At 41.3% G+C, this 25,401-nt stretch carries 31 protein-coding genes; 13 read left to right on the top strand and 18 right to left on the bottom strand.

Features of this window, described 5'->3' with window-relative positions; all coding sequences use genetic code 11:
• Positions 1–56 precede the first annotated feature (56 nt).
• From sppA to argC, 5 genes are all read left to right on the top strand, one after another.
• Positions 57–863 carry a signal peptide peptidase SppA gene (gene sppA / locus K217_RS0101670; RefSeq protein ID WP_231476968.1) on the top strand — a complete coding sequence of 269 codons (807 nt, stop codon included), beginning with the start codon at positions 57–59 and terminating at the stop codon, positions 861–863.
• Positions 860–1,522, top strand: coding sequence for a dethiobiotin synthase (gene bioD, locus K217_RS0101665; protein WP_029551405.1), 663 nt, complete (start codon positions 860–862; stop codon positions 1,520–1,522). Before sppA ends, bioD begins: the two co-directional genes overlap by 4 nt.
• 111 nt (positions 1,523–1,633) lie before the next feature.
• On the top strand, positions 1,634–2,068 hold the full coding sequence (rplM, locus tag K217_RS0101660) for a 50S ribosomal protein L13 (RefSeq protein ID WP_029551404.1): 435 nt from the start codon (positions 1,634–1,636) through the stop codon (positions 2,066–2,068).
• Positions 2,065–2,505 (top strand): 30S ribosomal protein S9, encoded by a 441-nt coding sequence (gene rpsI, locus K217_RS0101655; protein WP_029551403.1) that lies wholly within the window; start codon positions 2,065–2,067, stop codon positions 2,503–2,505. Before rplM ends, rpsI begins: the two co-directional genes overlap by 4 nt.
• Complete coding sequence (gene argC, locus K217_RS0101650) at positions 2,490–3,509, top strand: N-acetyl-gamma-glutamyl-phosphate reductase (RefSeq protein WP_029551402.1); 1,020 nt, start codon at positions 2,490–2,492, stop codon at positions 3,507–3,509. The genes rpsI and argC overlap by 16 nt, the downstream gene beginning before the upstream one ends.
• Here the strand turns inward: argC and K217_RS0101645 are convergent, their stop codons facing one another.
• From K217_RS0101645 to K217_RS0101625, 5 genes are read right to left on the bottom strand one after another with little or no spacing between them, the layout of a single operon-like run.
• The gene (locus tag K217_RS0101645; RefSeq protein ID WP_029551401.1) at positions 3,510–4,058 is read right to left on the bottom strand and encodes a GTP-binding protein; all 549 of its coding nucleotides are present in this window, start codon (positions 4,056–4,058) and stop codon (positions 3,510–3,512) included.
• Positions 4,058–4,753, bottom strand: coding sequence for a DUF4388 domain-containing protein (locus K217_RS0101640; RefSeq protein ID WP_029551400.1), 696 nt, complete (start codon positions 4,751–4,753; stop codon positions 4,058–4,060). The genes K217_RS0101645 and K217_RS0101640 overlap by 1 nt, the downstream gene beginning before the upstream one ends.
• Before the next feature lie 12 nt (positions 4,754–4,765).
• Positions 4,766–5,119, bottom strand: coding sequence for a roadblock/LC7 domain-containing protein (locus K217_RS0101635; protein WP_029551399.1), 354 nt, complete (start codon positions 5,117–5,119; stop codon positions 4,766–4,768).
• Positions 5,120–5,147: 28 nt separating this feature from the next.
• Complete coding sequence (locus K217_RS0101630) at positions 5,148–5,990, bottom strand: permease (RefSeq protein WP_052178029.1); 843 nt, start codon at positions 5,988–5,990, stop codon at positions 5,148–5,150.
• A gap of 16 nt (positions 5,991–6,006) precedes the next feature.
• Positions 6,007–8,007, bottom strand: a complete 2,001-nt coding sequence (locus K217_RS0101625) for a heavy metal translocating P-type ATPase (RefSeq protein WP_029551397.1) — start codon at positions 8,005–8,007, stop codon at positions 6,007–6,009.
• Between the two features lie 82 nt (positions 8,008–8,089).
• On the opposite strand from K217_RS0101625, the gene K217_RS0101620 reads away from it, so the two are divergent.
• Together K217_RS0101620 and rpmI are read left to right on the top strand one after the other, a co-directional pair.
• Positions 8,090–8,779: a sigma-70 family RNA polymerase sigma factor gene (locus tag K217_RS0101620; RefSeq protein WP_029551396.1), complete on the top strand. Its 690-nt coding sequence runs from the start codon at positions 8,090–8,092 to the stop codon at positions 8,777–8,779.
• Positions 8,780–8,801: 22 nt separating this feature from the next.
• A complete protein-coding gene (rpmI, locus tag K217_RS0101615; protein ID WP_029551395.1) occupies positions 8,802–9,005 on the top strand; it encodes a 50S ribosomal protein L35 in 204 nt (67 codons plus the stop codon).
• Positions 9,006–9,008: 3 nt separating this feature from the next.
• Here the strand turns inward: rpmI and K217_RS0101610 are convergent, their stop codons facing one another.
• From K217_RS0101610 to K217_RS0101595, 4 genes are all read right to left on the bottom strand, one after another.
• A complete protein-coding gene (locus K217_RS0101610; protein ID WP_029551394.1) occupies positions 9,009–9,476 on the bottom strand; it encodes an FCSD flavin-binding domain-containing protein in 468 nt (155 codons plus the stop codon).
• Between the two features lie 35 nt (positions 9,477–9,511).
• The gene (locus tag K217_RS0101605; protein ID WP_029551393.1) at positions 9,512–10,228 is read right to left on the bottom strand and encodes a Rieske (2Fe-2S) protein; all 717 of its coding nucleotides are present in this window, start codon (positions 10,226–10,228) and stop codon (positions 9,512–9,514) included.
• Between the two features lie 48 nt (positions 10,229–10,276).
• Positions 10,277–11,599, bottom strand: a complete 1,323-nt coding sequence (locus tag K217_RS0101600) for an FCSD flavin-binding domain-containing protein (protein WP_029551392.1) — start codon at positions 11,597–11,599, stop codon at positions 10,277–10,279.
• 123 nt (positions 11,600–11,722) lie between these two features.
• Positions 11,723–11,986 carry a cupin domain-containing protein gene (locus K217_RS0101595; protein ID WP_029551391.1) on the bottom strand — a complete coding sequence of 88 codons (264 nt, stop codon included), beginning with the start codon at positions 11,984–11,986 and terminating at the stop codon, positions 11,723–11,725.
• A gap of 17 nt (positions 11,987–12,003) precedes the next feature.
• Between K217_RS0101595 and K217_RS0101590 the strand changes: the two genes are divergently transcribed.
• The 3 genes from K217_RS0101590 to K217_RS0101580 are packed head-to-tail and all read left to right on the top strand — an operon-like array spanning position 12,004 to position 13,891.
• The gene (locus K217_RS0101590; protein ID WP_029551390.1) at positions 12,004–12,216 is read left to right on the top strand and encodes an AtpZ/AtpI family protein; all 213 of its coding nucleotides are present in this window, start codon (positions 12,004–12,006) and stop codon (positions 12,214–12,216) included.
• Positions 12,217–12,251: 35 nt separating this feature from the next.
• Complete coding sequence (bioB, locus tag K217_RS0101585; protein WP_029551389.1) at positions 12,252–13,256, top strand: biotin synthase BioB; 1,005 nt, start codon at positions 12,252–12,254, stop codon at positions 13,254–13,256.
• On the top strand, positions 13,253–13,891 hold the full coding sequence (locus tag K217_RS0101580; RefSeq protein WP_052178027.1) for a lipoyl protein ligase domain-containing protein: 639 nt from the start codon (positions 13,253–13,255) through the stop codon (positions 13,889–13,891). Before bioB ends, K217_RS0101580 begins: the two co-directional genes overlap by 4 nt.
• Here the strand turns inward: K217_RS0101580 and murG are convergent.
• From murG to K217_RS0101540, 8 genes are read right to left on the bottom strand one after another with little or no spacing between them, the layout of a single operon-like run.
• Positions 13,805–14,875, bottom strand: coding sequence for an undecaprenyldiphospho-muramoylpentapeptide beta-N-acetylglucosaminyltransferase (gene murG, locus K217_RS0101575; protein ID WP_038028058.1), 1,071 nt, complete (start codon positions 14,873–14,875; stop codon positions 13,805–13,807). The genes K217_RS0101580 and murG overlap by 87 nt on opposite strands.
• A complete protein-coding gene (locus K217_RS0101570; protein ID WP_029551386.1) occupies positions 14,868–15,593 on the bottom strand; it encodes a YdcF family protein in 726 nt (241 codons plus the stop codon). Before K217_RS0101570 ends, murG begins: the two co-directional genes overlap by 8 nt.
• Positions 15,593–15,988, bottom strand: a complete 396-nt coding sequence (locus tag K217_RS0101565; RefSeq protein WP_029551385.1) for an ExbD/TolR family protein — start codon at positions 15,986–15,988, stop codon at positions 15,593–15,595. Before K217_RS0101565 ends, K217_RS0101570 begins: the two co-directional genes overlap by 1 nt.
• A complete protein-coding gene (locus K217_RS0101560) occupies positions 15,985–16,599 on the bottom strand; it encodes a MotA/TolQ/ExbB proton channel family protein (RefSeq protein WP_029551384.1) in 615 nt (204 codons plus the stop codon). The genes K217_RS0101565 and K217_RS0101560 overlap by 4 nt, the downstream gene beginning before the upstream one ends.
• Positions 16,599–19,133, bottom strand: coding sequence for a tetratricopeptide repeat protein (locus K217_RS0101555; protein WP_029551383.1), 2,535 nt, complete (start codon positions 19,131–19,133; stop codon positions 16,599–16,601). The genes K217_RS0101560 and K217_RS0101555 overlap by 1 nt, the downstream gene beginning before the upstream one ends.
• Positions 19,108–19,743, bottom strand: a complete 636-nt coding sequence (gene pspA, locus K217_RS0101550; protein ID WP_029551382.1) for a phosphoserine phosphatase PspA — start codon at positions 19,741–19,743, stop codon at positions 19,108–19,110. Before pspA ends, K217_RS0101555 begins: the two co-directional genes overlap by 26 nt.
• Complete coding sequence (locus K217_RS0101545) at positions 19,737–20,858, bottom strand: pyridoxal-phosphate-dependent aminotransferase family protein (protein WP_029551381.1); 1,122 nt, start codon at positions 20,856–20,858, stop codon at positions 19,737–19,739. The genes pspA and K217_RS0101545 overlap by 7 nt, the downstream gene beginning before the upstream one ends.
• Complete coding sequence (locus K217_RS0101540; protein WP_029551380.1) at positions 20,855–21,961, bottom strand: inositol-3-phosphate synthase; 1,107 nt, start codon at positions 21,959–21,961, stop codon at positions 20,855–20,857. Before K217_RS0101540 ends, K217_RS0101545 begins: the two co-directional genes overlap by 4 nt.
• Positions 21,962–22,057: 96 nt before the next feature.
• Here K217_RS0101540 and K217_RS0101535 point away from each other — a divergent pair, with 96 nt between their 5' ends.
• From K217_RS0101535 to K217_RS0101525, 3 genes are read left to right on the top strand one after another with little or no spacing between them, the layout of a single operon-like run.
• Positions 22,058–23,311, top strand: coding sequence for a nicotinate phosphoribosyltransferase (locus tag K217_RS0101535; protein WP_231476967.1), 1,254 nt, complete (start codon positions 22,058–22,060; stop codon positions 23,309–23,311).
• A 9-nt stretch (positions 23,312–23,320) separates the two neighbouring features.
• The gene (gene acpS, locus K217_RS0101530) at positions 23,321–23,698 is read left to right on the top strand and encodes a holo-ACP synthase (protein WP_231476979.1); all 378 of its coding nucleotides are present in this window, start codon (positions 23,321–23,323) and stop codon (positions 23,696–23,698) included.
• Complete coding sequence (locus K217_RS0101525; protein ID WP_029551377.1) at positions 23,698–24,195, top strand: archaemetzincin family Zn-dependent metalloprotease; 498 nt, start codon at positions 23,698–23,700, stop codon at positions 24,193–24,195. The genes acpS and K217_RS0101525 overlap by 1 nt, the downstream gene beginning before the upstream one ends.
• Here K217_RS0101525 and K217_RS0101520 read toward each other — a convergent pair.
• Positions 24,192–25,397 carry a methionine adenosyltransferase gene (locus K217_RS0101520; RefSeq protein ID WP_029551376.1) on the bottom strand — a complete coding sequence of 402 codons (1,206 nt, stop codon included), beginning with the start codon at positions 25,395–25,397 and terminating at the stop codon, positions 24,192–24,194. The two genes, K217_RS0101525 and K217_RS0101520, sit on opposite strands and share 4 nt — an antisense overlap.
• Positions 25,398–25,401 lie beyond the last annotated feature (4 nt).

The following is a 25,401-nucleotide window of genomic DNA, read 5'->3' as shown; positions in this document are numbered from 1 at the left end:
CTTTATAATATATTACGCAAATGAAATGGTTTAAGCGGTTTTTTATTGTTCTTATAATGCTACTGATGCTTGGCCTTTTAGCAAACTTATTTTCTCGCATACCCGTAGGAGACAGAATAGCCATCTTAAGGATAGATGGGATAATTTTAAATGCGGAACCTATAGTTCGTAAGCTGGAAGCTTTAAGAAAAGATAAAAGTGTTAAAGCCTTAGTAATCAGAGCAGAAAGTCCGGGCGGTTCAGTGGGCGCTTCCCAAGAAATATACAGAGCGCTGGAACGCTTCAAAGAAACGGGCAAACCCGTAGTGGTCTCTATGGGAAACGTGTGTGCCTCTGGATGCTTTTACATATCAATGGTAGGAGACTACATCTATGCTAACCCCGGCACCATAACTGGAAGCATAGGCGTTATAGTTCAGCACACCAGTTTAAAGGACTTGCTCAGCAAGTTAGGAATAAAAACCACATCCATAAAAACGGGAAAGTTCAAAGATACCCTATCTCCCACAAAAGAGCTGACAGAAGAAGAAATAGCATACCTTCAGGCACTTATAAACAAAGCCTACGAGCAGTTTATACAGGCTATACTAAAGTACAGGAAAGAAATTGACCCCTCCAAACTGAGGGAAGTTGCAGACGGTAGAGTCTTTAACGGAGAGGATGCTTATAACCTAAGGCTGGTGGATGGAATAGGAGGATTGCAAGATGCCATAGACAAAGCGCAAGCTTTGGCAAAGATTGAAAAGCCAAGGATATTTTACATAGAAGAGTCCAAAAGCCTTTTAAGGAGACTCTTTGAAAATCGCCTAAGCTTAGAATTTGAATCTCAGTCTCCTCTGATGATCTACTACATTCTCCAATGAAAAGGAAGAGCGTGCTGATTACCGCCACAGACACCGGAGTGGGAAAAACCTTTATATCTTACAACATCGTGCTTACGCTAAAAGAAATGGGTATTAGGGTAGGTTATTTTAAGCCTGTGGAGACGGATGTAAAGGATGTGCCTGCAGATGGTTCTCTTTTGTGCAGTATTACCGGCCAGGATTTGGAGGAAGCGGTTCCCATAAGATACAGCTTGCCCCTTTCCCCCTACGCCGGCATACTGGAGGAGGGTAAGGACTTTTCCTTAGATGCTTTGAAAGAACAATATTTAAAACTTTTGGAAAGGTATGATTTTTTGGTGGTGGAAGGTGCTGGTGGTATAGCTGTGCCCATAAAGAGGGATTATAACTACGCGGATTTAGCTAAGGATTGGGGGCTTGACATAATAATAGTTTCCCGTGCAGGCCTTGGCACCATAAATCACACTTATCTTACTTACTTCTATGCGATAAGCAAAGGCTTAAATGTTTTGGGTATTGTGATGAACGGTTTTGAAGGTAGGGATGTGTCCGAAAGAACTAACCCCATTATAGTGGAAGAGCTAACCGGTATAAAACCTATCAAAGTTCCCAAAGTGGAAGGTTTAGTTCTTGACCGCTCTGTCAGAGAAAAGCTTGTTACCCTTGCAACTAATCTTTAGTCTAAATTAAAGCGTTGAGTTGGCTTAGCTTATTAACGTCCCTAACCTCTACCAAAGAAGGTTTTTGTGGTAAAATATAACTTTTAAAATCCAATTTGAGAGGTGAGAAAAATGAAGACATACAGGATAAGACCTGAAGATGTGGTGCGGAATTGGTGGGTTGTGGATGCAGAAGGAAAAATATTGGGTAGGCTTGCGAGCCAGATTGCAAAGATCTTGATAGGGAAGCACAAGCCCTACTACCAACCGGACGTAGATTGCGGGGATTTTGTGGTAGTTGTAAATGCAGAAAAGATTAGAGTTACTGGGAATAAGCTGGAAAAGAAGGTGTATAACTTTCACACCAACTACCCTGGGGGGCATAAAGTAAGGACCTTGAAATGGATGCTGGAAAACAAACCAGAGGAAGTTATCAGGTTGGCGGTTAAAAGAATGTTACCAAAAAACAAACTTGGACATAGGATGCTCAAAAGACTAAAGATAGTCATAGGACCCGATCATCCATACCAAGCTCAAAAACCGCAAAAGTTGGAGGTTGAAGGATGATAAGGCAGTTAAAAGACTTTAAAATAACTCCTGACAACTCTTTTTACGGCACAGGAAGAAGGAAAGAAAGCATTGCAAGGGTTTGGTTGGTAAAGGACACAGACAAACAGATAGTAAAGGCAAAAAACAGTCAAAAGGAATTCTATTTGAAAGACTACGTTCAAAGGGAGACCCTATACTACAAAGTGCTGTATCCTTTAAGACTTACGGGTCTTGAAGGAAAGTTTGGTATATACGCTACGGTAGAAGGCGGTGGTATATCCTCTCAAGCTGAAGCCATAATGTATGGTATAGCCAAAGCTATTCTAAAATACAATCCAGAGTTGAGGCAAACGCTTAAGAAAGCTGGTCTCTTAACAAGAGATGCAAGGGAAAAAGAACGCAAGAAGTATGGCTTGATGAAAGCAAGAAAAGGATATAGATGGAGCAAGAGATAAGGGTTGCGGTCTATGGAGCTACCGGATACACCGGTATAGAGCTAATAAAGATTCTTCTTAGGCATCCGAAGGTAAAGATAGTTGCCCTTACCTCCCACTCTCACGCAGGAAAGAAAATAGCAGAGGTCTTTCCTTTTTTTGAAGAATCCTTAGGTAATTTAGTGCTTACTCAAGATGTTGAAGAAGAATACGACTTGGCTTTTCTATGTTTGCCACACGAAAATTCCCTTGAACTTGTGCCAAAGCTTTTAAATCAAGGTAAAAAGGTTATAGACCTCTCGGGTGCTTATAGAGTAAAGCGCCCGGAAATATATCCAGAATACTATGGCTTTGAGCATGGATATCCGGATATTTTGAAAAAAGCTGTGTATGGACTGCCAGAAATATACAGAAAACTTATAAAAGACGCTCAGCTAATAGCAAATCCTGGATGTTATCCTACCTCTGTTCTGTTGGCACTGTATCCCCTCCTCAAGGAGAAGATAAAGGTTGAAAAAGTAGTTGTTACGTCCCTTTCTGGTGTCTCTGGTGCTGGAAGAAAACCAGTTCAGCATTTTCACTTTCCCGAAATGTTTGGCGATTTTTTTGCTTACTCTTTACACAAGCACCGACACGTGCCAGAAATGGAAGCCGTGATTCAGGAAATTGGGGGAGTAAGTATCTTTTTAAGGTTCTCTCCCGTAGTTGTACCCGTCTCAAGAGGAATGCTATCGAGTATCTCTATCTTTTGTGAGAAGGTTGAACCAAAAGAACTCTACACAGAAGTGTATAAGGATGAAAAGTTTGTAAAGATAGTTTCTGAACCCCCTCATATAAAGTATGTCTTGGGCACAAACCTATGTCTTATACACCCAATCTGGGACAGTAGGTCTAACTGTCTGCAGGTTATATCCGTTATAGACAATTTGGGTAAAGGTGCATCATCACAAGCGGTGCAAAACTTTAACATCATGATGGGCTTGGAGGAGGATATAGCCTTAGACTCAATGCCAAATTTTCCATAACTAACTAGTCAAATTAGATTTAACTATTTCAAGCAAAGTTAAAAGAGCCTTTTTTACGCTTTCTTTATCTATAGCCGATACGGGAATAACGGGAATGCCTTCTTCTTCGCTTATGTCCAATGCGATCATAACATCCCTTGGGCTCCAGGCGTTGGGTAGATCCTGCTTGTTAGCTCCTACAACCATAGGCACGGGAAACCTGGACTGGAAGAAGTTTATTATTTTTCTAGCTTCGTGGAACGTAGACGGATCTGTGCTGTCCACTAAGATAATTATTCCAAGTGCTCCTTCCCCTAAGATCTCCCACATAAAGTCAAATCTGAATTGACCAGGCGTTCCAAAAAGATACAGTTCGTGCTCATCATCTATGCGTATTTTACCAAAGTCCATCGCAACTGTAGTATAATCCTTAACAGACTTCTCACTTGGTTGCTGGGTCCTTCTTTCAGTCTTTACAGTCTTTATCTCACTTACTGTGTTTATAAACTGAGTTTTTCCTGCGGCAAAAGGCCCAGCTACAACTATTTTTATCTTCTTTATTGTCTTCATCACAAGCCCTTTATTCTCTCTATTATTTTTGTGAGAAGCTCAAGGGTTATGTTAGCCTGTTTTGGCTTAACTTCTTTTTTCTTACGCCTTATAAGACCAAGGGCTAGAAAAGCATACAAAGCTCTATCTACCACCAAACTTTCCAACCCTGCGGATTGTCTTATTTCGAAAACAGTTTTATTACCGTTTACGAGCGAAAGAACGCGCTCTTCAAACTTGTTTATTTTAGCCTTAGACAGAATCTCCTCTGTGCCCGGGATCCTTTCAAAAAGCAGCATGTCGTCAGATATTTTACGTTGAACCTCCTGCGGAGCCAGATGCCTAGAGGCAAGAACAATAAGGTGTTCTATAGGATACTCAACAGGATAGTCCGAGCCATACTTTATAAATCCCGGTGTAAAAGAAAATATACCTTCTTTCATACCAAGCCTGGATATTAAGAACCGCTCCACAGTCCTGGGTAAGCTTTCTGGACCCATACGCAGTTTGTTCAGCAATAGGTCAAAGTCTTTGTCTGCATATACTCTGTAAACCTTATCCACAGGTCTGGAAAAGATAAACTCACCGTCCTTTACGTAATATGCACAGGTTAGGTCTTTCCATTCTACGAAAAGAATACCACTCTTTTTATCTCTTCCAATGATTTGGAATATATCCACAAAGTTAAAAGTGCTTAGATCTCCGGTTAGGGCCATTACCCATCAAACTTATAGCAAGGCTTTTATTTTTTCTTGAGCTTTTTTTATTTCCATTAACAAAAGCCCCAATTTAGCATTATTGTCCGCTAACACCACCATAACCGCATCTGAACCAACTCCGGTCATTATTACATACCCATTCTGCCCCTTTATGGTTATCTGCTCAAGATGTCCCTTAGCCAGCTCTTCTGCCACCCTTTCACCTAAGGATAGAATAGCGGCGCTCATAGCAGCTATCCTATCTTCTTCCATACCAGGTTTTAGAACTGAAGATATAGGCAAACCGTCTGCGGAAACTAAGGAAGCACCTTCAAGCCCCGTGTTTCTTATTAGCTCCTGAAGAACTTGTGAATATCTGTCCATTGTTCCCTCCTTTTAAGTATTTTAATGCTTATTTATAGAAAAGTATATCGTAAGCAAAACCGGTCACGATAGAAAACAAAAACCATCCTGTGGTATAGAGCACAACTATTCTCTTTGGGAGAAAAGACATAACCGCAAAGATTGTTGGTAAACAAACACCACTGCTTGATAGCATAAAGGTCATAGCTTGGCCTGTGGTAAATCCTACATCTAAGATAGCTTTCCCCAAAACTACATCCTCTCCAGAGCACACGTAGATCGGTATTGCTACTAAGGATATAAGAGGATAAACAAGCGGACTTTGGGAGATGCTGGCAGTAAGCTGGGGAGGTATGTAAGTTTTCATGATTGAGGCTATGAATATTCCAATGAGCAGATACTTAACCACGGGTAGTTGGTCCTTCAAACCTTCAAAAAACGTAGATATCTTTTTAGGTTTTTCAGTGTGGCTACTTAGCCTTAAAGTTATGGGTTTTTTATGCACATAATCTGCAATTAAGCCCAAAGACAGAGCAAAAAAGAGGGAAGCAAACAGCCTGTAAAGGGACACCTCCCATCCAAACAAACCGTAAGTTAAGAGTAATATAACAGGCGAAAGGGTTGGAGCGGTTACAAGAAAGGCAATAACCGGCCCATAACCCTTAGAATAGCTGTTTATAAAATTTGCCAAGGGTATCATAGAGCAAGAGCACAAAGGCATAACTCCACCCAATAGGGCAGTCAATACGGGAGCATACACTCTGTTGGACAGGATCTTCAAAAACAAAGAAGGTTTTACTGTGGTTTTAAGTAGGGCACTTATGAAGACAGCCAGTATGAAAAAGGGGATTATTTCAGCCAAGTAGGAGTAAAAATTTTTTAAAAGTTCCATAAGTAAGATAATATTCCTACTTACGCAGAGAGTTTATGACAACGCTTAAAGAAGAGAGAGCCATAAGCAAGCCTGCAAACTCAGGCTTTATAAAAAAGTGTGGATAAAATACACCGCTTGCGATAGGAATAGCCAGTATGTTGTATCCGAAAGCCCAAAGGAGGTTTTCCTTTATTCTTTTTCTTACCACCTCACTTAGTGCAAAAAATTCTTTTAAACCCACAAAGCCTGAGTTTAGCACTATGTCTGTGGAAAACTTTGCCACATCTGTACCAGAACCTATTGCAAAAGACAGGTCAGCCTTTGCAAGCACAGGGGCATCGTTTATACCATCTCCCACCATACCTACCTTGTATCCCTTGCTTTGTAGTTCAGAAAGTATGCTAAGCTTTTGTTCGGGCTTCATCTTAGCATACCATTTTTCTATTCCAAGAAGCTCTGACACCTTTTTTACCCTTTCCTCCTCATCCCCACTTACCAGAATTACCTCAATTTTTCTCTTCTTCAGAAATTCCAAAACTTCCCTTACCCCTTCCCTTATGTTTTCCTCAAAGTGAAATTCCGCTAAGGTTTTGCCATCTTTGGCTAACACAGTTTTTCCTCCTTCCCCTCTTCCAAGCATGTATCCATCACACAAGACCCCCACGCCCACTTCTTCTTTGCAGTTTTGCAAGGGAACCTCCTTAGCTCCCAAGCTTTTACAATACTCCCTTATGGCTACCGAGTATGGATGATTAGACTTTAAAGATAGGCTGTATGCAATGTCTAAATGCTCTTGGGAAATGTTTGTTTTGCTTACCTTTGGTTTCCCTTCGGTAATGGTTCCGGTTTTGTCCATAAGAAGTATGTCTATCCTTTTTTCAAAGGCTTCTGGCTTTTTGATGAGCACACCTTTCCTGTAAGCTCTGTTTAACCCAACTGTTATCGCAAGAGGCACCGCTATGCCAAAGGCACAGGGGCAAGAAATTACCAAAACCGCTAAGGAAAAGGTTATAGCCTTCTGAAAGTCACCAGTTTTCAAAAACCAAAACAAAAATACAAGAAAAGAAAGACCAATAACAAACTGGACAAAGTAATGTGAAACCTTATCCGCTATTCGGTGTATTCTTGGTTTTTCCAAAAGGGCCTTTTCCAAGAGCTTTATCAAAAGAGAGGCGTAACTTCTTGAAAAGGTCTTTTCTACTCTCGCAATACAGTATCCATTTATCACAAGACTACCAGAGATTAACTCATCTCCTACCTCTTTCACAACGGGCATACTTTCTCCGGTTATCATTGACTCATCAACGCTTAGCTTTCCTTCCACGAGCCTGCTGTCCAAAGGAATCATGTCCCCACTTCTGAGCACTATCCTGTCCCCTACAAACACTTCATACACACTCTTTTCCTCTTCTTTCTCTTTTAGCACCCTCACTTTAAGAGTTTGCAAGCCAAAAAGCTTCCTCAAACTTTCTGTAGCCTTCTTCTTTGCCCTCCCTTCCAAAAATTTTCCAGTTCTAACAAAGGTAATAAGTAGCATGGAAGTTTCAAAAAGAGGCTCTTCCGGTATTATGTTTAAAAGGGCTAAATAGCTGTAAAAGAGGGCAGCAGTGCTTCCAAGGGATATGAGCAAGTCCATGTTTCCGATCTTTGCTTTCAAAGAGTGATAGGCGGATCTGTAAAGTCCGTATCCCCCAACTATTTGCACAAGGGTTGAAAGCAGTGCTTGTAAAGGATAGTTAAATTCTGTTTGGAAAAACATAAGAAACATTACTACCGCACTTGCTGTCCAACAAAAAGCAAGTATGATTAGACTGTAATCTTTTATTTTCTCTTTTTCCACTTGATAGCCAAGAGATTCTATGGTTTCTTTTATGCTCTCCAAGCTCAAAATATCCTCGTCAAACTCTACCCAAACCCTACCAAGTTCAAAGGACACTTTAACGTCCAAAACACCGTGAAGTCTTTTAAGAGATAGCTCTATGGCCTTCGCACAGTTGGCACATGTCATACCAGAAACAGTCAAACTGGCTTTCATAAAGGTGAATTCTAAACTTAGAACCATGTTAATTCAAGCGGTTAAATTTATGATGTTTGTAATGTAAAATAATAAAAAACAGATGAATAAAGACATAAAAAAAGAACTCGTATTAAAGTATTTGCCTTTGGTAAAATCCTTAGCGCACAGAATACACAGGCATTTACCAGATACTGTTGATGTAAATGACCTCATAGGGCAGGGTATTCTGGCAGTTTTAGAATCTGCCCAAAGGCTGGATAATACCAAAAATCCAGAGGCCTATTTAAAGCTTAGGATTAAAGGAGCCATATACGATTACTTGCGAAGCTTAGATTTTGGGAGTAAGTCGCTTAGAAAAAGGGAAAAGGAAATAAAACAAACCTTAGAAAGACTCACGCAGGAGTTGGGTAGAGAGCCCACGGATGATGAGCTTATAAGTGCTTTGGGAGAAAAACCAGAAACCTTTTACTCTGACCTTCAGAAAATATCCGCATCATACATTCTATCCTTAGATGATATATTCAGGGAAGGAAGAAGTTACGAAGAGGTGCTTTCTGCAAAATTAGGATCTCCGGAAGAGAATGTAATGGAAGCGGACCTAAAGGAAAAGATAATTTCTGCAATAAAACGCTTGGAACAAAGGGAACAGCTTGTTCTACAACTTCTATTCTACGAAGAAATTCCAGCCAAAGAGGTGGCAAAGCTTTTAGGTGTATCTACTGCCAGAATATCTCAAATAAAGGAGAGTGCCATAAACAAGCTTAGGGAAATGTTGAAAGATGTGGTATAATGTAGCTTGGAGGTAAAGGAAGATGGCAAAGGTGAAGATGAAATCTAACAGGTCCGCAAAGAAGAGGTTTAAGATAACTGCCACGGGCAAGATAAAAAGGTGGAAGTCCGGAGGAGCCCACTACAACACAAAAAAGTCAAAGAAGAGGAAAAGAAGTCTAAGAAAGCCAGATTTTGTGCATCCAGGTTGGGAAGACAAAGTTAAGGGAATGCTAAAAGAATTTTAAACCCTAACCAAAAAGCTCTCTCCACAAACCTTTAGCCCACTCTTCGTATCTTTTGGCCGTTGTCTCCTTTCTCTTGTTGTCCTCTCTGTGTGAAGGAATAAATCTTTTATTGATGTTATCATACCTAAAGCTCGTCTCCACCATAATAGCTTCTCTATCGCTTACCGTTGCATAGCATACCATCTGCATATACTCTTCTTCAACCTTTTTACCTTTTATTCTTGCGTTTATTATCTTTGCTACCAATTTGCCTTCAGAATAGGCCACATATCCGCTCTTTGGAAGGTAGCTTTGGGCTGCATCCCCTATCACAAACACGTTTGGTATTTTCGTTTCAAAAGTCAAAGGATTTACATCAACCCACTTTTCGCCCTTTTTCAAGAGTCCTATGTGTTCTAACAGAGAGCTTGCTTTCATGGGTGGAATGATGCACGCCAAATCGTAGTTAAAATCTCCATGAGTGGTTCTCACAAACCTCTACTGTCCCCTTTATAAGGTCCCTTCTGTTAACAGTAAATGACTTGTCCAACATACTTGCTTACCTCCATCACTTTGCACGACTCCACTAATTCTTTTGCCTTCGCAGTTGATCCGTAAGCTTCTCTCAATTCTCTTTTGTAATTATCAAAGAACTTATCAAATTGATCCACTCCAAGTATGCCTATGGCGTAAAACTTTCCACCTTCCTCCTGTATAACCACAGAGGCTAACGGAAACTCTGCTGGACCATCAATTACCTTTGCTCCTTCCTTTGGGTCATAAAGGGCCAAATGGGCACAGCATTGAATTATTCCTGCCTTTTTTGTAATCTCAGAGGGCTTTTCTGGAGGATAGTAGTTTATGAAAGAATACTTCTTGGTTGGATAGCTCCATTGATGGGCACAGATAGCAGAGTATGCAACTATACTTTTTTTGCTTCCCACCCCACCTTGCCAGTTGTATTTCTTACCGTTCCTTAGTGTAACCTCCACAGGTTTAACCTCTTCTCCAAGATTAATAATATAACAAGGTGTGCTTGCGTAGGGATAGAAAAATATGTAGTTTGTGTGCGGTTTTAGGTCCTCTTCTGTGAGGGGAGAGCCATCCTCTTTTAACAGAATGGCTTTTTTGTATGCTTTGAACATTCCCTCTTGGGCTGAGATAAGCCCAGAAAATACAGATGGGTCTATCATAGAAGCTACCGCTATGGTACTGCATGCTTTTATAAAACTCCGCCTGTTCATGATGTTTCCTCTATATTTTTGTGCCCCCGGTAAAGGGGGCTTGGAATATTAAGCGAACATGTCCCTATACATAGACTTTGCCCATTCGTAGGTGGCTTTCGCCAACGCCTGTGAGCGCTCGTTTATAGCTTTTGGCTTTGGAACTATCTTTTTCTCCTTTTCGTTGTATTCGTAGGTCACATTAATGACTATTGCCTCTTGAGGACTGCCGTTTACCATAGAATAGCATGTGTTGTCCGGTAAAGTAGGCTTAACTTCTTTACCCGCTATCCTTCCCGCTATTATCTTTGCGACTATCTTTCCTTGGGAGTTTGCCATGTGTCCGCTCTTTGGATAGGGAACACCGCTTACCACATCTCCCACCAAGAATACGTAGGGGTCCGCCTTAGCTTGGAAGGTTAATGGATCCTGGTCTGCCCATCCTGTGGGTTTGCCTTCTTTGTCCTTTGCTATCAGGTCTGCCATCCAAACCAGGCTACCTGCTTGATGGGGTGGAACCAAGTTAGCATCATCAAACTTAAAGTCTCCGGCGGTGGTCTTAATTACCTTCTTGACTGGATCCACTTCCTTTATGGTCGCATTGGGCACATACTCCACTAAACCAAGATAAACTTGCTCATACGCAGCTCTAAATCCAGGACCCTTTGGCGCTATATCTGGCTTTGGATCAAGGATTATAACTCTACCATTTACTTTATTTCTTTTGAACACTTCCGCTATCATACAAGCTCTTTCGTAAGGTGCGGGCGGACATCTGTAGGCTCCTGGTGGAACTGTAATTATAAAGTCTCCCTTCTCAAACTCCTCAATCTTTCTCTTTAGAGCTAAATGTTCAGAACCGGGTATGAAAGCGGGCGGATAGTTGATTCTGGCATAATTTGCCATCTCCTTGTCATCCTTAAACCAAGCGGAGTAGTTATACCTTATTCCAGGTGCCAAAACCAAGTAGTTGTATTCTATATAACCGTAGTTGGTATAAACCCTCTTTCTGTCCCTTTCTATTCCCAAAACCACAGCGTTTATAAACCTATAACCATACTTTGCCGCAGGTTGGTTGTAATCATGAGATATAAAGTCAAGGCTTACCAAACCAGCTAACCAAGGGTTGGATATGGGACAGGAGAAGAAGTTTGGCCTCTTTTCAATAAGGACCACATCAATGTTGGGGTTTTCTTTCTTGAGATACTTTGCTACAGTAAGTCCAGCCCATCCCCCACCGCATATTACTACCCTATTGCCTTTTGGTGGCGGAAGCATAGCTTCCATTTTTCCCACCTTTTCTGCAGCTGCAAAGGTGGGCTTAGAGGATAGACCAACCGCTATGGCACCTACACCTGCCAGTTTAAAAAGATCCCTTCTGCTTACGCTCATGCTTTTACCTCCCTATTTTGTTGAAATGATATTTTAAACTCAAACTCTTTATAAGCAACTAAAAAGTTTTTAAAACTGTATAAGTTAGCTTTATATAGAATTTTTTGTAATATTTACATATACTTATTTGCTACCGCAAACGTAACATACGCCGCTTTCAGTCTTAGCCCAATGGAGGGTTCCTGCCTTTATTTCCAAACTATCTCCTTCCTTCAACTCGTAAATACCCTCCTTTGTGCCTATTACTATGGATCCTTTATAGACCACTCTTATTTCATCCTCGCTGTGCATGTGCCAATCGTAGAATGTTCCTGGTGGATCACACCAAGTATATATGTTTTTGTATCCCTTTCTTTTCAGTTCTTCAATTATTGGCTTTGGGTCCATAAGGTTAAAATTTTAACATGAACGGGAAAAGCTTTTTGGCTTTAACTATAGGCTTTAACATAGTTGGTGGTGTAATAGCTGGGCTTTTTGTGGGCTATGCTTTTGATAAATGGCTTATGGAAAAGTTGTTTAAGATAGAGACCTTTCCTTTTGGATTGCTGTTTTTCTTTTTTATAGGCATCATCTCTGGATTTAGGAATGCGATAAAGGACTTGAAGAAGTTGGAATAAAGTTTAAAATTTACCAACTCAACTGGAGGTAAGTCATGGACAGATGGGAAAAGTTTTTGATAGATGTTTCCAATAAAGTTGTTGAAGGTGAAAAGCTAAGTAGAGAGGAAGCCCTAAAAATTTTGCGCACACCGGATGAATACATAGCCTTGCTGGTGTATTGTGCCCAAAAGGTTAAGAGCAAGTTTCATGAGGCAAACAAAATAGAACTATGTTCCATCATAAACGCAAAGAGCGGGGCTTGTTCTGAAGACTGTAGTTTTTGCGCCCAATCCAAGTTTTACAAAACACCCATCAATGTGTATCCACTGGTGCCTGAGGAAGAGATAGTAGAAGGGGCTTACAGGGCAGTGGAATTTGGGGCTAACAGATACTGTGTAGTTTTGAGTGGAAAGTCTGCGACACAGGAAGAGGTGGAAAGAATAAAGCAAAGCGTGGAGAGGATAAAGCAAGTGGAAAAGCTTCCCATAAACGTGTGCGTGTCTGCAGGAACTTTGGATGAGGAATCCCTCAAAAAACTAAAGGAAGCTGGAGTAAAGAGAGTAAATCACAATCTGGAAGCTTCTAAGAGCTTTTTCCCAAAGATTGTAAGCACCCACAGTTGGGAAGAAAGATACGAAACTATAAAAAGAATAAAGGCTTTGGGACTATCCACCTGCTGTGGGGGTATATTTGGAATGGGAGAGTCGGACGAAGACAGAGTGGATTTAGCCTTAACATACCAAGAGCTTGAAGTAGATTCCATCCCTCTGAACTTTTTAATGCCCATTGAAGGCACGCCACTGGAAAAGGCTCCGGGGGTATCACCCTTAGAAGCACTGAGGATCATTGCCATGTTTAGGCTAACAAACCCTAAGGCAGAGCTAAGGCTGTGTGGAGGAAGGGAACAAACTTTGAGGGACTTTTACGGTATGGCTGTTCTTATGGCAAACGCCATGATGGTGGGAGGCTATTTAACCAGAGCGGGAAGGGACATAAAGAAGGACTACCAGCTTTTAAAAGACCTAAAGCTTGAAAAACTTCAGGTGGTTTTTGAATGATTGAAGTGTTAAGTGGCACTGAAAACATGAAAAGGGACTTTCAGAATCTTTTGAAGGCTGAGGAGGGTATGGGACCCCTTTTTAGGCTTTACGCTTGGAAAGAGCCTACGGTAAGCGTTGGGCTTTTTCAAGAACTTAGGGAATTTCCCGTTTGTGTGGTTAGAAGGCCCACAGGTGGGGGTGCCTTACTGCACGGATGGGATATATCCTTCTCTGTCGCGGACCTTAAGGAAAGGTGGGGGAAAAATTACAAAGTTATTTACCTAAGCTTTATGAACTCTTTAAAGAAACATCTTGAAAAGTTTGGGATAACATTAGAAATTTCCAAGTATAGCGGTGCATACGATGGATACTTTTGCTTTTACCATCCTACCTTTGGTGAATTAACCTACGGGGGAAAGAAGATCGTAGCCTGCGCTATGAGGGGTCTAAAGAGGAGTTTTTTGTTACACGGAAGCCTTTTTTTAAGATTTGATTACGATTTTGCTCAAAGAATAACGGGTGTGCCAAAGGAGGTTCTCAAGGATAGACTGATAAGTTTTGAAGAGTTAGGAATAGGTCAAAAGGAACTGTTGAATGTGCTCGGCGATTTTTTCGCAAGCTTGAGGCTCCGCAAAACTTCTGATTCCCTTTGAAAACTTTTCTCTATCCGACAATAGTTTATCCATAAGCTTTAGCGCTTTTGTAAGGTCTGCGTCCTCTTGTCTGAGGACAAAACCTCCCCCAAGCTCTTCTATCTCTTTTGCGTTGTAATATTGATGGTTCTTTACCGCGTAAGGATACGGAATGAAGAGGGATGGAACGCCGTAAAGAGAAAGCTCAGCAATAGAGCTTGCACCAGCCCTACTTATGGCAATACTACAAGCTCTGTATATCAAATCCATCCTTTCTGTAAAAGGAAGCACCAGCACGGGCATACCCTCATAAGCCCGCTTTAAACTTTCGTATTCCTTTTCTCCCGTTATGTGTATGCCCTGAAGTCCAGTTTTTTTGAAAATATCCACCGCCAAATTGTTTAAAAAGGATGCCCCTTGACTTCCACCAATAACAAGGAGAGTTTCCCTATCTTCCAAGTTAAGCTTTTCTCTGGCTTCCCTTTGAGAAAGCTTTAAACCTTCCAACAAAGACTTTCTAACAGGTATGCCCGCTTTCACCGTTTTTTCCGAAGGAAAAAATCTTTTGGAGTGTTCAAAGGATAAAAAGATCAACCTTGCAAACTTGCTTAAAACTTGGTTGGTAGTGCTCGGAATGGAATTCTGCTCGTGTAAAAAAAGAGGGATTCCCTTTAAAACAGAGGCAATGCCTAAGGGGAGGCTCGCGTAACCACCAAAAACTACGCTAACGCTGTTGCTCCTTAGATCTTGGTATAGTCTTAAGGAAGAAAAAAACAGGCTAAGTAAGGACCTAAGCTTATCCCTCAAAGACTTACCTAAGAATGGATGAACATTAAGGAAACGTTTTTCTACGCTTATAAGATGACTTAGCTTCTTTTCTATACCTCTTTCTGCACCGAAAAACTCACAGCTTAGCCCTTTTTCAGTTAGGCACTCCACCAAGGCAAGTGCTGGGAAAAAATGTCCACCCGTTCCTCCACCGGATACGTAAAACTTCTTATCCATCCAACCTAAAAGAATACCAGATCAAACCCAAATGCTCCCTCAAGGCTTTGTAGCTGTCTGCCATTACACTCATCTTAGGCAAGAAACTGTAAAGGTTATACCTTAGATCCCTTTTAAAATCAGTAGGATAGGGAATTACTTCCAAACCTGCCTTCTCAAAGGACATTACAGCCCTTTTCATATGGTAAGCGGAGGTAACCAGTATAATCCTTTTACATTTTAACCTTTGGCAAAGGGCTTTTACCTCCATCGCATTTTCCTCCGTATCCCTACTGTTTACCTCTGAATGTATGGCACCTTTGTCTACCCCCAAACTAACAAGCACAGACTTCATTATCTCTGCCTCTGGAAGAACGCTCACAGAGGTGCCACCAGAGAGGATTAGAGGCAGTCCGGTTTGCTTGTGAAGTGTAAAACCTGTAAGAAGTCTTTTCGTAGAATCCTCTTTAAGAATACCAGTCCTATACGCTCCGCCCCCCAGAATTACTATGGCATCTCCCTTTAGTTCCGAAGGTATAGCATAGGCAGTTTCCAAGGGCCTATAGAGCAGATCCTTTGTTGGCTCTATAGAAAGAATATAGATAAAAAGAGCAGAGCTTAGAGACAAGATCTTAACGGGTTTGTTCTTTTTACTTAAGATGGCTATTACCAAAAAGACTATCAGAAATATCCCAGGTGGAAGGATAAAGTAGGATAAGAGCTTTTTAAAGAAAAACATCAGAGCCTTTTTCTCGTTGCTATAAGCACTTCCTGAACTTCCTGAGCTTTTGCTGTGTCTATAAGCTGGACCACAAACTTATGGAGAGTTTCCTCATCCGCCTGTATGACCAACCTCTCTGGCTTTTTGTCTTTCAAAACCTGCACTATCTCTTCCAAGCTCTTTTTTTGACCCTCTACTAAGTAATCTCCATTTTTTAATACCTGAACAGTAAAAACTTTAGAAGTTTCCTTTCTTTCTCCCTCTTTTGCAAGGGGAAGTTTAACTGCAAGTAAAGTTATGGGAGATTGAAAGGCAAGCACTGCAAGGAAGAGAAAAACCGCCAAAAGTGTATCCACAAGTGGCACCACATCTATGTATGCCCTTTCGTCAAAGCTAAGCCTTCTTCTTCTCACGGAAGACCCCTTACAAATTCAATTGCTTCCTCTTCTAACTTGTTTATTATGCTATTGCCCCATATTCTAAATACCCAATAGAAGAAAAGAGCTGGAATAGCAACCGCCAGACCTGTGGCCGCTGCCACCAGTGCTTCCCCTATACCAGCAGAAAGAAGGTTTAGTGCGGTTTCTGACTGACTTAAGGAGAAGGATCTAAATACCTTTATAAGACCCGTAATTGTGCCAAAAAGACCTATTAAAGGAGATAAACTGGCAATTGTGGATAGTATGGCTAAGTTCTTTTCTACCTTTGACACCAAAAGGTCTATTTCTGACCTTACCAACTCCATAAGTTCCTTTTTTGATAATCCATGCTTTACATGGTTTTCCAGTAACCTTTGGAGGATTTTGCCAAGGAGCGTATGATCTAAGGAAAGAATCTTGTAGGCACTATCTAAATCCCCGTTTAGTATTAGATTTTTAATGTCTTTGAGGTTTTTTGGTATAAAGTTAGAGCTTCGCAGGTTTATAAGCCTTTCAACCACAATAGTCCAAGAAACTATGGATAAAAGCAAAAGGGGATACATGGCAAAACCGCCTGCCTTCAAAAGAAGAACAATCTCTTCCATCATCTCACCTCACACTTTGGAAGGCTCTCCCTCAAATGCTCAATCTTAATCCTTTCTTCTTCAGAAGAGCTTTTTAAATCAAACCTCTCCAGAAAACAGCTCGCATCTTTCTTCAAGCCAAGGTCCAAAAATAACCGCACACCTTCCATTATAGCAAAATTATAGACAGATGAGCCCTTGTGGTTGATGGATATATCCACCAAATACTCAAGAGCTTCCTTTGGTCTGTTCATAGCCTTTAAAGTTAAAGCCTTTTCCAATTTAGCCTTGGCGGACGTATCTATGTCTGCGCTTTCTATCAGGTAGTCAAGCAAGCTTTCATCCTTTATGTTTTGGTAGATCTTCATAAGATTGGCCTCAAAGGTTTGACTTCTGAAACCAACCTTCATAAGTTCTTTCGAAAGATTCAGAGCTTTTTGCCATTGGCTTAGCTTTACATAAAGCTCTATGGCTTTTTCCTTTTCCTGGAAGTCTCCACCCTCCAAAAGCTCCGCAGCGCTTAGCATGTCTCCCAGCTGAGTGTATAAAGCTATCAGTTCTTTTCTTGCCTGAGTGGATTCTTCCGTATTCCCCTCTTTATAAACCTTATACAAAAGCACCGCCTTGTTGTTTTTGTCTTCCTCAATGCTTGCGAGTTTAAGTAGTGCTTTGTATTTTAAATCTCCCCCCTCCTCGTAAAGCTCTACCAAAAGCTTTTGCGCTTCCTTTTTTTCTCCTCTGTTTATCAAGATATCTGCTAATTGATATTTCAGCTCCTTAGCGTATGGCGTGTTTGGATTTTTCGTCAGATATTCTCTTATAAGCTCTTCCTTCTTGGTATCTGGTAGGTCAGTGCCTACTTCCAAAAGGGCTAACACAGCCTGACTTGCCATCGGATCGTCGGGAAAGCTTCTTAGGATGTTCCAGTATGTAGCCTTTGCTTCCTCTACTTTTCCCAAGTTGTAAAGAGCATCGGCTATTTTCATCCAAGCTTTTGGACCAAAGGGACCTTCCTTTGAAACTTTACTAAAATATTCAATAGCTCTGTCGTAGTCTTCCTCCATAAAGAAACTTATGCCCAGAAGGTATAACTCTTCGTCCGAGTTTGGAGAAAGGAAGCTCCTTGCCAAAGAAGGGTTGTTCAAAAAGAGTGCGGACTTGGCTTTTAGGATGTTAGCTTTGCGGGATGAAACTTTCTGTAAGATGTTCAAAACTTCTTGGTATTTCTTAAGGTTAAAATAGCACAAAGCTTTGTGTTCTGGGTTGTCAAAGTATTTTAGGGCAGAAGACCAATCTCCCTTTTTAAAATAGCTCCATCCTAAGTATTCCCGATACAATTCCACATACTTATCCTTGATGGAGTTTAATACATCTTCCACAGGTATGTCTGCCCAATAGGCAGATTCCAAAAGCCATAGGTAATCTTCCCTGTCTTTTTCCTTTTTCTCCTTCAAAAGTTTGTAGGCGGTTTTATAGTCTCCTTTTCTGATAAGAGAATAAACCGCATACCTTAAATTTTTAGCTTCCAGAAAGTTTGAGAAGGCAAGCTGATAGTCTTTGTTGTTGTATGCAAGAATGCCTGCTACATTTAAAAATGCCTTATTTTTTGTTATGCCGTAGGTTAGCCGAGCCCAAAGCACACCCTTTGACGCAATGGAAGAGTATAAAGAGTAAGCGTAGTCTTTGTTGATGGTTTCCAGTAAGCTTGCGTATCTGTATGCTAATTGCGGGTCGTTTTCTTGTAGAGCTATAAGTCCCAAATAATAAAGAGCAATATCCCTGTAGGGCTTAGCCGGTTTTGAATACTCGTTAAGTATTTCCTTGGCTTTTTCCAATTGACCACTTTCAAAAAGTATGATAGCCTTTCTGATTTTTGTGCTGTCTTTGTAATCTGTGTTTATTTCACCCTTTACAAAGTCCCCTATGTAAGCGCAGTATTTGCCAAATACCACACCTTCACAAGACGGAACCTTATAATTGCCTTTGCTAACTTCATACACCACGCTCCAAAACTTATCTCGGTTTTTTGGAACTGTGCCTTCTAACTCAAAACTGAGGGCATAATAGAGTTCGCACGATGCTTTTTTGTATCTGTGCGAGTATTTGCAGGAGTTTTCAAAAAGGTTTTTGGCTTGAGCCTTTTGTCCTTGTCTTAGTTTTATCAAACCTAAAACGTATTCTGCCATAGGTCTGTAAGGGGACCCCATAACAAGAATTGTTTCCAACTCTTTCTCCGCTTGGTCAAAGTTTCCTGCAAGGTAGTGATCTACCCCTTTCTTATAGGCTATGGCGTCCTTAGGTTTTCCACAACTTAAGCCCTCTTCTTTGATGGATAAAACTGGCACAAATTCCATCTCTTTGGGTGGTTGCAAAAGCTTTGGGGAAAGGTCTAAAACCTTGGATTCCTCCAAAGGTAGTTTTTCCGGTGGATAAAGTTTTGGCTTTTCTTCAAGTTCCTTTGCGACTATCTCCACCTGAAGATCGAACTCTTTTTTTATTTGCGAAAAGCCAAACAGAAACGTAAAAAGGCTAAAGAGCGCTATGAGCTTCAACATACCATTCTCCCAAATGACAGGTTATGTTAAGCTTAACTATAACATTTCTTTCTTCCTGCATATGCACCAAAGTATAGCTTGCGTTGTCACAACCAAAGGCCCAAAACTTAGACAGATCTATATCCAAAAGGGCGCACAACATTGCCCTTATGGGAACTGTATGAGAAACCGCCACTACTGTTTGATTTTGGTGGTTTTCCTTTACAAACTTCAAAAACTCCCTTACCCTTTCATGAACTTCCTCTAAGGACTCTCCCCCTTCAAATTTAACCTTGTGCGGTTCTTCCAACCACCTTCTAAAATCCTCCGGATACTTTTCTTTTACTTCATCTACGAGCATGCCAGACCAAACACCGTGGTCTATCTCTATTATCCTTTTCTCTTTTATCACTTCCAGATTGTGCTTGCTTGCGATCTCTACAGCGGTTTGATAGGTCCTTTTTAAGGGGGAAGAATAAATAACGTCAATCTTTTCCTTTTCAAAGGCGCTTGCCAAAAGCTTAGCTTGTACTCTTCCCCTTTCGGAAAGTTCTGGGTCCAAAAGCCCCTGGTATCTACCTACGGGGTTCCACTCGCTTTCTGCATGCCTGACCAAAAATAGCTTTACCATAACCCACTTTCTATAAAAACTTCAGAGTATGCTTTTACACCCTCTCCCAATCTTTGGCAAATACCAAGCTTTTTAAGCACTACCTCCAGCATACCTATAAGCATCAAGCCATCCTTTGGATCCACTCCCATGTGGGAGATTCTAAAGATCTTTCCTTTTAACTCATCTTGACCACCAGCAGTTCTTATGCCGTATTTTAAAAGCTCTCTTCTTATATTTTCTGCTTGCTCGGAAGCTATAGCGGACACAGAAATGGATGGGTTTTGGGCAAACTGTTTTAAACCTAAAACCTTTATAGCGCTGAGAGTTGCCCTTGAAAGGGCTCTGTGTCTTTTTTCAACCTTTTCCATCCCCTCTTCCAAAAGCATGCTTAAGCTTTCCTTCATAGCCAGTATTAAGCTTATGGCTGGTGTCCAAGCGGTTTGACCTTCCAGCTGTTTTTTGAGCTCTTTCTTTATACTGAAATAAAAAGCCCTTTCCTTTAGACTCCTTTCTGCCCTCTGCGAAAACCAAAGCACAGAAAGTCCTGGAGGCAAAAGTAGTCCCTTTTGGGAACCTCCTACGAGAACGTCTATGCCCCATTCAGAGGGCACAATTTTATAAACTCCAAGGGCTGTTATTGCGTCTGCTACCAACAAAACATCCCTTTCCCTGCATATATAACCTATTTCCTTCGTGGGATGATAGGCACCTGTGGATGTTTCTGATATTTGCAAAAGCACTCCTTTACAGTCTGGATTTTTGTCCAAAAGTTCCTTTACCTTATCCGGATCAGCAGATTTACCCCACTCCACTTTATACTCCACAGGGTTTAATCCCCAATGCTTTGCCAGATTTAGCCACCGCTCCCCAAACTTTCCACCATTTACCACTATTACTTTGTCTCCTTCCTCAAAGAAGTTTAGAATACTTGCTTCCATAGCACCGGTGCCAGAGCTTGCAAAAAAGACAAAGTTTTCTGAGAGATCTTCTACCAACCTTTTGAAGAGCTCTCTAACTTCTAAAAAGGACCTTCTGAATTCCTCCGTTCTGTGGTGGATTATCTGATCCCCTAAGACCCTTCTGACCCTTTCTGGGATCTCCACAGGACCTGGTGTAAAAAGCCTCTCTTTCATCTTTCCCTTTCACCTCTTATAAACTCCTCCACCATCTTTCTTGCCTGCCAATCAGGATACTGTATGGGTGGATGTTTCATAGTATAAGCGCTTATGGAATACAGAGGACCACCAATGCCTCTATCCCTTGCAAGCTTACAACACCTTATGGCATCTATCATAGAACCTCCACTGTTTGGTGAATCTTCCACATCAAGCTTTAACTCCAAATACATGGGCACATCTCCAAAAAGCCTTCCCTCAATTCTTATGTATGCGATCTTTCTGTCTTTTAGCCAAGGCACCCAATCGGAAGGTCCTATGTGTATGTTCCCGTCCCCTATGTCGTAAGGGAGCAGGGATTCTACTGCAGAAGTTTTTGATATCTTCTTAGTTTTTAGCCTCTCTCTTTCAAGCATATTGAGAAAGTCTGTATTTCCACCGAAGTTTAGCTGGTAGGTTCTGTCTATTTTTACCCCCCTGTCTGTGAAAAGTTGGACCAAGGTTCTATGGACTATGGTTGCTCCCACCTGAGACTTTATGTCATCTCCTACCACTGGTATTCCCTCTTGTTCAAAACGCTTTGCCCACTCCGGGTCCGAAACTATAAAGGTGGGCATACCGTTTATGAAAGAAACGCCCGCCCTAAGGCAAGCTTCTGCGTAAAACCTTGCCGCTTGTTCTGAACCAACAGGAACGTAGTTTATAAGAATATCCGCCTCTGTTTCTTTTAGAACGCTTACCACATCCTCAAGCTCGTCTTCCTTTTCATCGGAAAGCACAAAGGTGCGGTCTGGTGGATAGTTAGCCATGTGTGGGGCAAAACCATCAAGCACTTTACCCTTCCTTACCTTCACACCCTTTTTTGGAATATCCGACTCAAATATGGTGGTGCAATTAGGTGGAGCAAAGATGGCTTCGGATATGTCCTTTCCAACCTTTCTTGCGTCAATGTCCCACGCAGCAACAACTTCTATATCCCATGGCTTGTATCCTCCAACATCTTCAAACATCAAACCACTTACATTATCAGTCCGATGTTTTTCATAGTAGTGAATTCCCTGAATCAAAGCGCTTGCGCAATTGCCCACACCCGCAATAGCAATCCTTATTTTCTTTCCCATTTTTATCCTCCGAAAAGCTTAATATCTATTATAGCTTGGGAATTTCTTGAACAAAACCACCGACTTATATTACAATTTAGCAAAAGCAGTTTTTGAATGAGCAAAGAAATTATGGAAAGCACAGCCTTAGTAACTGATCTTTATGAGCTAACTATGGCGCAGAGTTATTTGGAGCATGGGAAAACGGGGAAAGCGGTCTTTAGTCTTTTCGTCAGAAAGCTTCCAAAAGAGAGAAACTTTTTGGTAGCCTGCGGTCTTGAAACGCTAATTAAAAACTTAGAAAATTACAAATTCGGAGACAGAGAGTTAAAGTATCTAAAAAGCTTAGGCATATTCAAGGAGTGGTTTTTGGATTATTTAAGAGAGCTGGAGTTGGACATAGACCTGTATGTGATGGAAGAGGGGACGATCTTTTTTCAAAATGAGCCCATCGTTCAAGTAGAAGGCTCCCTCCCCAAAGCCCAACTTATAGAAACACTGGTTATTAACACCATACACTTTGAAACTGTCATAGCGTCAAAGGCTGTCAGAAGCTATCTTACAGCTAAAGGTAAGACTTTGGTAGATTTTGGTTTAAGAAGGGCCCATTCTCCTATGGCTGGGCTTTTGGGTGCAAGGGCTTGTTATGTGGGAGGCTTTAATGGAACTTCAAACCTTCAGGCTGGTATGCACTATGGAATACCGGTCTTTGGCACTATGGCACACTCTTACATAATGGTCTTTGATGAAGAGGAAGAAGCCTTTAGAGCTTTCGCAAAAAGCTTTCCAGACAAGGTTTTTCTTTTGATAGATACCTACGATACGGTTGAGGGGGCGCGCAAGGCTTTAAAGCTTATGAAGGAAGGGATAAAAGTTTTGGGTGTGAGAATAGATAGCGGAGAGATCCCTCAGCTTTGCAGGGAAGTTAGAAGACTTTTAGACGAGGAAGGTTTTAAGGATGTGAAAATTTTGGTCAGCGGTGGGGTAGATGAGTATGACATAGAGCGGTGGCTTTCGGAAGGTGTGCCGATAGATGCCTTCGGCGTCGGAACAAAAGTTTTGACATCCTCAGATGCTCCATACTTGGACATAGCCTACAAATTGGTGGAGTATGAAGGAAAGCCAAAATTTAAAGAAAGTCCAGGCAAAAAAACCTTTCCCTACAAAAGACAGGTATTAAGATACTTCAAGGATGGTAAATTTCACTACGACAGGGTAATTAGATATGAGGAAGGTGGTTTGGTAAAGAAGCTAACCTTTCCACTGCCTTCGTTAAAGGACATTAGAGAGAGGGTCCTTCAGCAGTTAAGCCAGCTACCGGATGAACTAAAAGAACTGAAAAAGGTAGAATACAGGGTAGAGGTGGAGTAGTTGATAGGGGTGGATATTGTTTCCAACAGGAGGATAAAGAATGCGGTGGATAAGTTTGGAGAGAGGTTTTTAAAGCGTATATACACACCTTCTGAGTTGGAATACTGCAAAGCTCAGGCAGACTACATAGCCTGTTTATCTGCCAGATGGGCTGGGAAGGAGGCAGTCCTGAAGGCAGTTTATCAGCATACTGGCATTCTTCTGAGGTTTTCTGAGATAGAAATACTGGGAGATTTTGGCAAACCCGCAAAGGTTAAACTCTTAAGGGAAGGGCTAAACAACCTTAACCTCTTGATCTCCCTCTCACACGAAAAAGAATACTCGGTAGCAGTTGCAATTATACTAAAGGTTTGCCCTCTTTCTGAACGTACTCCTTGCCTGTATTGATGTTTATCTATATGATAGCCATAGGGAATGTTCAAAAAAGACTTTTGCTTGCTGGTGCAAAGAATATAAAGGAAATTTTTGGTTTTGAGGTAAGAATATCTGATGTGCCTGTGTATTACCGTGATGCTTACGATCCAAAAAGGGGGCAATTCATAGCTAACAAAATTTTGGACCGTATGAGGGCTGTTGAACTACCAAGCATGCTAAAGCTGATAGGCATAACTGACGTTGATATCTACGAAGATAACTTAAACTTTGTCTTTGGCATTGGCGAGTTAGGTGGAAGGTGTGCCCTTGTTAGCACACACAGGCTTTTTCACAAGGACGAAAGGATTTTCTTTGAAAGGGTGTTTAAGGAGATAAACCACGAGCTTGGACATACCTTTGGCCTTTTGCATTGTAAAACTCCTGGGTGTGTGATGAACTTCTCCAATTCGGTTTTTGAAGTGGATAGGAAGGGTAGAGATTTTTGTTCAAAGTGCAAAAGTAAGCTCTAAGCGACGGGATACTTACCTTCTACAAATCCTTTCCAAACTTCTGGCATAAGCTCTAGCTCTTCTTGGGCTATACGCTTTGCCAACTCCTCTATGCTCTTTAGATCCTTTTTTGTCCTTACCTTTACATCCAAAACCTGAGGCTCGTTTATTGGCTTCCCAATTTGGGAAACTATATAACAGTAAGCTTCTTCTACCTCTTCAATTTCCTCAACAACCCTTTTGCTTATTTTGTTTGCCACTGTGTTGTAAATTTTGCCTATGTGGGATATAGGATTTTTGCCCGCTGCTGCCTCCAAGCTCATAGGCCTGTATGGAGTAATCAGTCCATTGACCCTGTTTCCTCTACCTACCTGTCCATCGTCTCCGTGCTCCGCAGAAGTCCCCGTTACTGTTATATAGACACTCTCGTTTTCCCTGCTGTCTGCAGTGTTTATGAAAAGCTCCACCTCCTTACCTATGACATCCTGAACATGGGCTTTCACCTTGCGCATTATCTCTTCCTTCCTTTGAAAGTATTCGTCAATGTCCTTTATGTATTTGCTTACAAAAGCAAGCGCAACCGTAAGCCTTATCCTTTCTCCTATTCTGACCCCCATAACCTTTATATCCTCTCCTATTTCTGGATGAACGCTTTTCATCTGTTCGGAGTTTAAAAAGGTTTCAGTTTCATAAACTGCCCTTTCTAAGGTATCCAAAGGTGCAAAGCCCACACCAAAGGATGTATCGTTTGCTAAGGGAATATCTCCCTTTTTCTGAAACCTTTCAAAAAGTTCAACCAAATCCTTACTACCCGGCCTTATTTTTGGATAGATTCTTATGTGTTTTTCTATGTCAATATTCCTCAGATGCTTTCCTATCCACTCCTTTGCGGTGTTTATTACAAACTCCTCCACATTATCAAGCTTTTTTCCGTCTTTTTCCAAAACCGCTCTACCCACTAAGTGTATTTCAATAGGCTCTACAATTTCCCCTCCACCAAAGCGCACGTTTGCTACCCCTCCAACTAACAAAGCCTTATCTACGTTGTGATGCATAACTGCGCCAAAGTTTTCTAAATACCATTTGCACAGTTCCTTAGATAGGTTTTCCGCCAAGTAGTCGCATATAGTATCCGGATGCCCTATCCCCTTCCTTTCCACTATTTCCGCCGGTTGAGCATAGACAGGCTCAAAGGTCATAGGTGTGATTACTATATTTTTCAACGCT

Source organism: Thermocrinis jamiesonii (genome assembly GCF_000702425.1).
Lineage (GTDB): Bacteria > Aquificota > Aquificia > Aquificales > Aquificaceae > Thermocrinis > Thermocrinis jamiesonii.
The sequence above is the reverse complement of the archived record's forward strand: the minus strand, read 5'-3'. Positions and strand labels throughout refer to the sequence as shown.

Bases quoted from the DNA above. Each gene is read 5' to 3' on its own strand.
- K217_RS0101560 (WP_029551384.1), bottom strand. From the start codon at position 16,599: ATGGAAGAGATTGTTCTTCTTTTGAAGGCAGGCGGTTTTGCCATGTAT.
- K217_RS0101535 (WP_231476967.1), top strand. From the start codon at position 22,058: ATGAGCAAAGAAATTATGGAAAGCACAGCCTTAGTAACTGATCTTTAT.
- rpmI (WP_029551395.1), top strand. From the start codon at position 8,802: ATGGCAAAGGTGAAGATGAAATCTAACAGGTCCGCAAAGAAGAGGTTT.
- K217_RS0101645 (WP_029551401.1), bottom strand. From the start codon at position 4,058: ATGAAGACAATAAAGAAGATAAAAATAGTTGTAGCTGGGCCTTTTGCC.
- K217_RS0101545 (WP_029551381.1), bottom strand. From the start codon at position 20,858: ATGAAAGAGAGGCTTTTTACACCAGGTCCTGTGGAGATCCCAGAAAGG.
- K217_RS0101635 (WP_029551399.1), bottom strand. From the start codon at position 5,119: ATGGACAGATATTCACAAGTTCTTCAGGAGCTAATAAGAAACACGGGG.
- sppA (WP_231476968.1), top strand. From the start codon at position 57: ATGCTACTGATGCTTGGCCTTTTAGCAAACTTATTTTCTCGCATACCC.
- murG (WP_038028058.1), bottom strand. From the start codon at position 14,875: ATGGATAAGAAGTTTTACGTATCCGGTGGAGGAACGGGTGGACATTTT.
- rpsI (WP_029551403.1), top strand. From the start codon at position 2,065: ATGATAAGGCAGTTAAAAGACTTTAAAATAACTCCTGACAACTCTTTT.
- argC (WP_029551402.1), top strand. From the start codon at position 2,490: ATGGAGCAAGAGATAAGGGTTGCGGTCTATGGAGCTACCGGATACACC.
- bioB (WP_029551389.1), top strand. From the start codon at position 12,252: ATGGACAGATGGGAAAAGTTTTTGATAGATGTTTCCAATAAAGTTGTT.
- K217_RS0101595 (WP_029551391.1), bottom strand. From the start codon at position 11,986: ATGGACCCAAAGCCAATAATTGAAGAACTGAAAAGAAAGGGATACAAA.
- K217_RS0101580 (WP_052178027.1), top strand. From the start codon at position 13,253: ATGATTGAAGTGTTAAGTGGCACTGAAAACATGAAAAGGGACTTTCAG.
- K217_RS0101590 (WP_029551390.1), top strand. From the start codon at position 12,004: ATGAACGGGAAAAGCTTTTTGGCTTTAACTATAGGCTTTAACATAGTT.
- K217_RS0101620 (WP_029551396.1), top strand. From the start codon at position 8,090: ATGAATAAAGACATAAAAAAAGAACTCGTATTAAAGTATTTGCCTTTG.
- K217_RS0101605 (WP_029551393.1), bottom strand. From the start codon at position 10,228: ATGAACAGGCGGAGTTTTATAAAAGCATGCAGTACCATAGCGGTAGCT.
- rplM (WP_029551404.1), top strand. From the start codon at position 1,634: ATGAAGACATACAGGATAAGACCTGAAGATGTGGTGCGGAATTGGTGG.
- K217_RS0101625 (WP_029551397.1), bottom strand. From the start codon at position 8,007: ATGAAAGCCAGTTTGACTGTTTCTGGTATGACATGTGCCAACTGTGCG.
- K217_RS0101570 (WP_029551386.1), bottom strand. From the start codon at position 15,593: ATGTTTTTCTTTAAAAAGCTCTTATCCTACTTTATCCTTCCACCTGGG.
- K217_RS0101640 (WP_029551400.1), bottom strand. From the start codon at position 4,753: ATGGCCCTAACCGGAGATCTAAGCACTTTTAACTTTGTGGATATATTC.
- K217_RS0101600 (WP_029551392.1), bottom strand. From the start codon at position 11,599: ATGAGCGTAAGCAGAAGGGATCTTTTTAAACTGGCAGGTGTAGGTGCC.
- pspA (WP_029551382.1), bottom strand. From the start codon at position 19,743: ATGGTAAAGCTATTTTTGGTCAGGCATGCAGAAAGCGAGTGGAACCCC.
- K217_RS0101630 (WP_052178029.1), bottom strand. From the start codon at position 5,990: ATGGAACTTTTAAAAAATTTTTACTCCTACTTGGCTGAAATAATCCCC.
- K217_RS0101525 (WP_029551377.1), top strand. From the start codon at position 23,698: ATGTTTATCTATATGATAGCCATAGGGAATGTTCAAAAAAGACTTTTG.
- bioD (WP_029551405.1), top strand. From the start codon at position 860: ATGAAAAGGAAGAGCGTGCTGATTACCGCCACAGACACCGGAGTGGGA.
- K217_RS0101555 (WP_029551383.1), bottom strand. From the start codon at position 19,133: ATGTTGAAGCTCATAGCGCTCTTTAGCCTTTTTACGTTTCTGTTTGGC.
- K217_RS0101540 (WP_029551380.1), bottom strand. From the start codon at position 21,961: ATGGGAAAGAAAATAAGGATTGCTATTGCGGGTGTGGGCAATTGCGCA.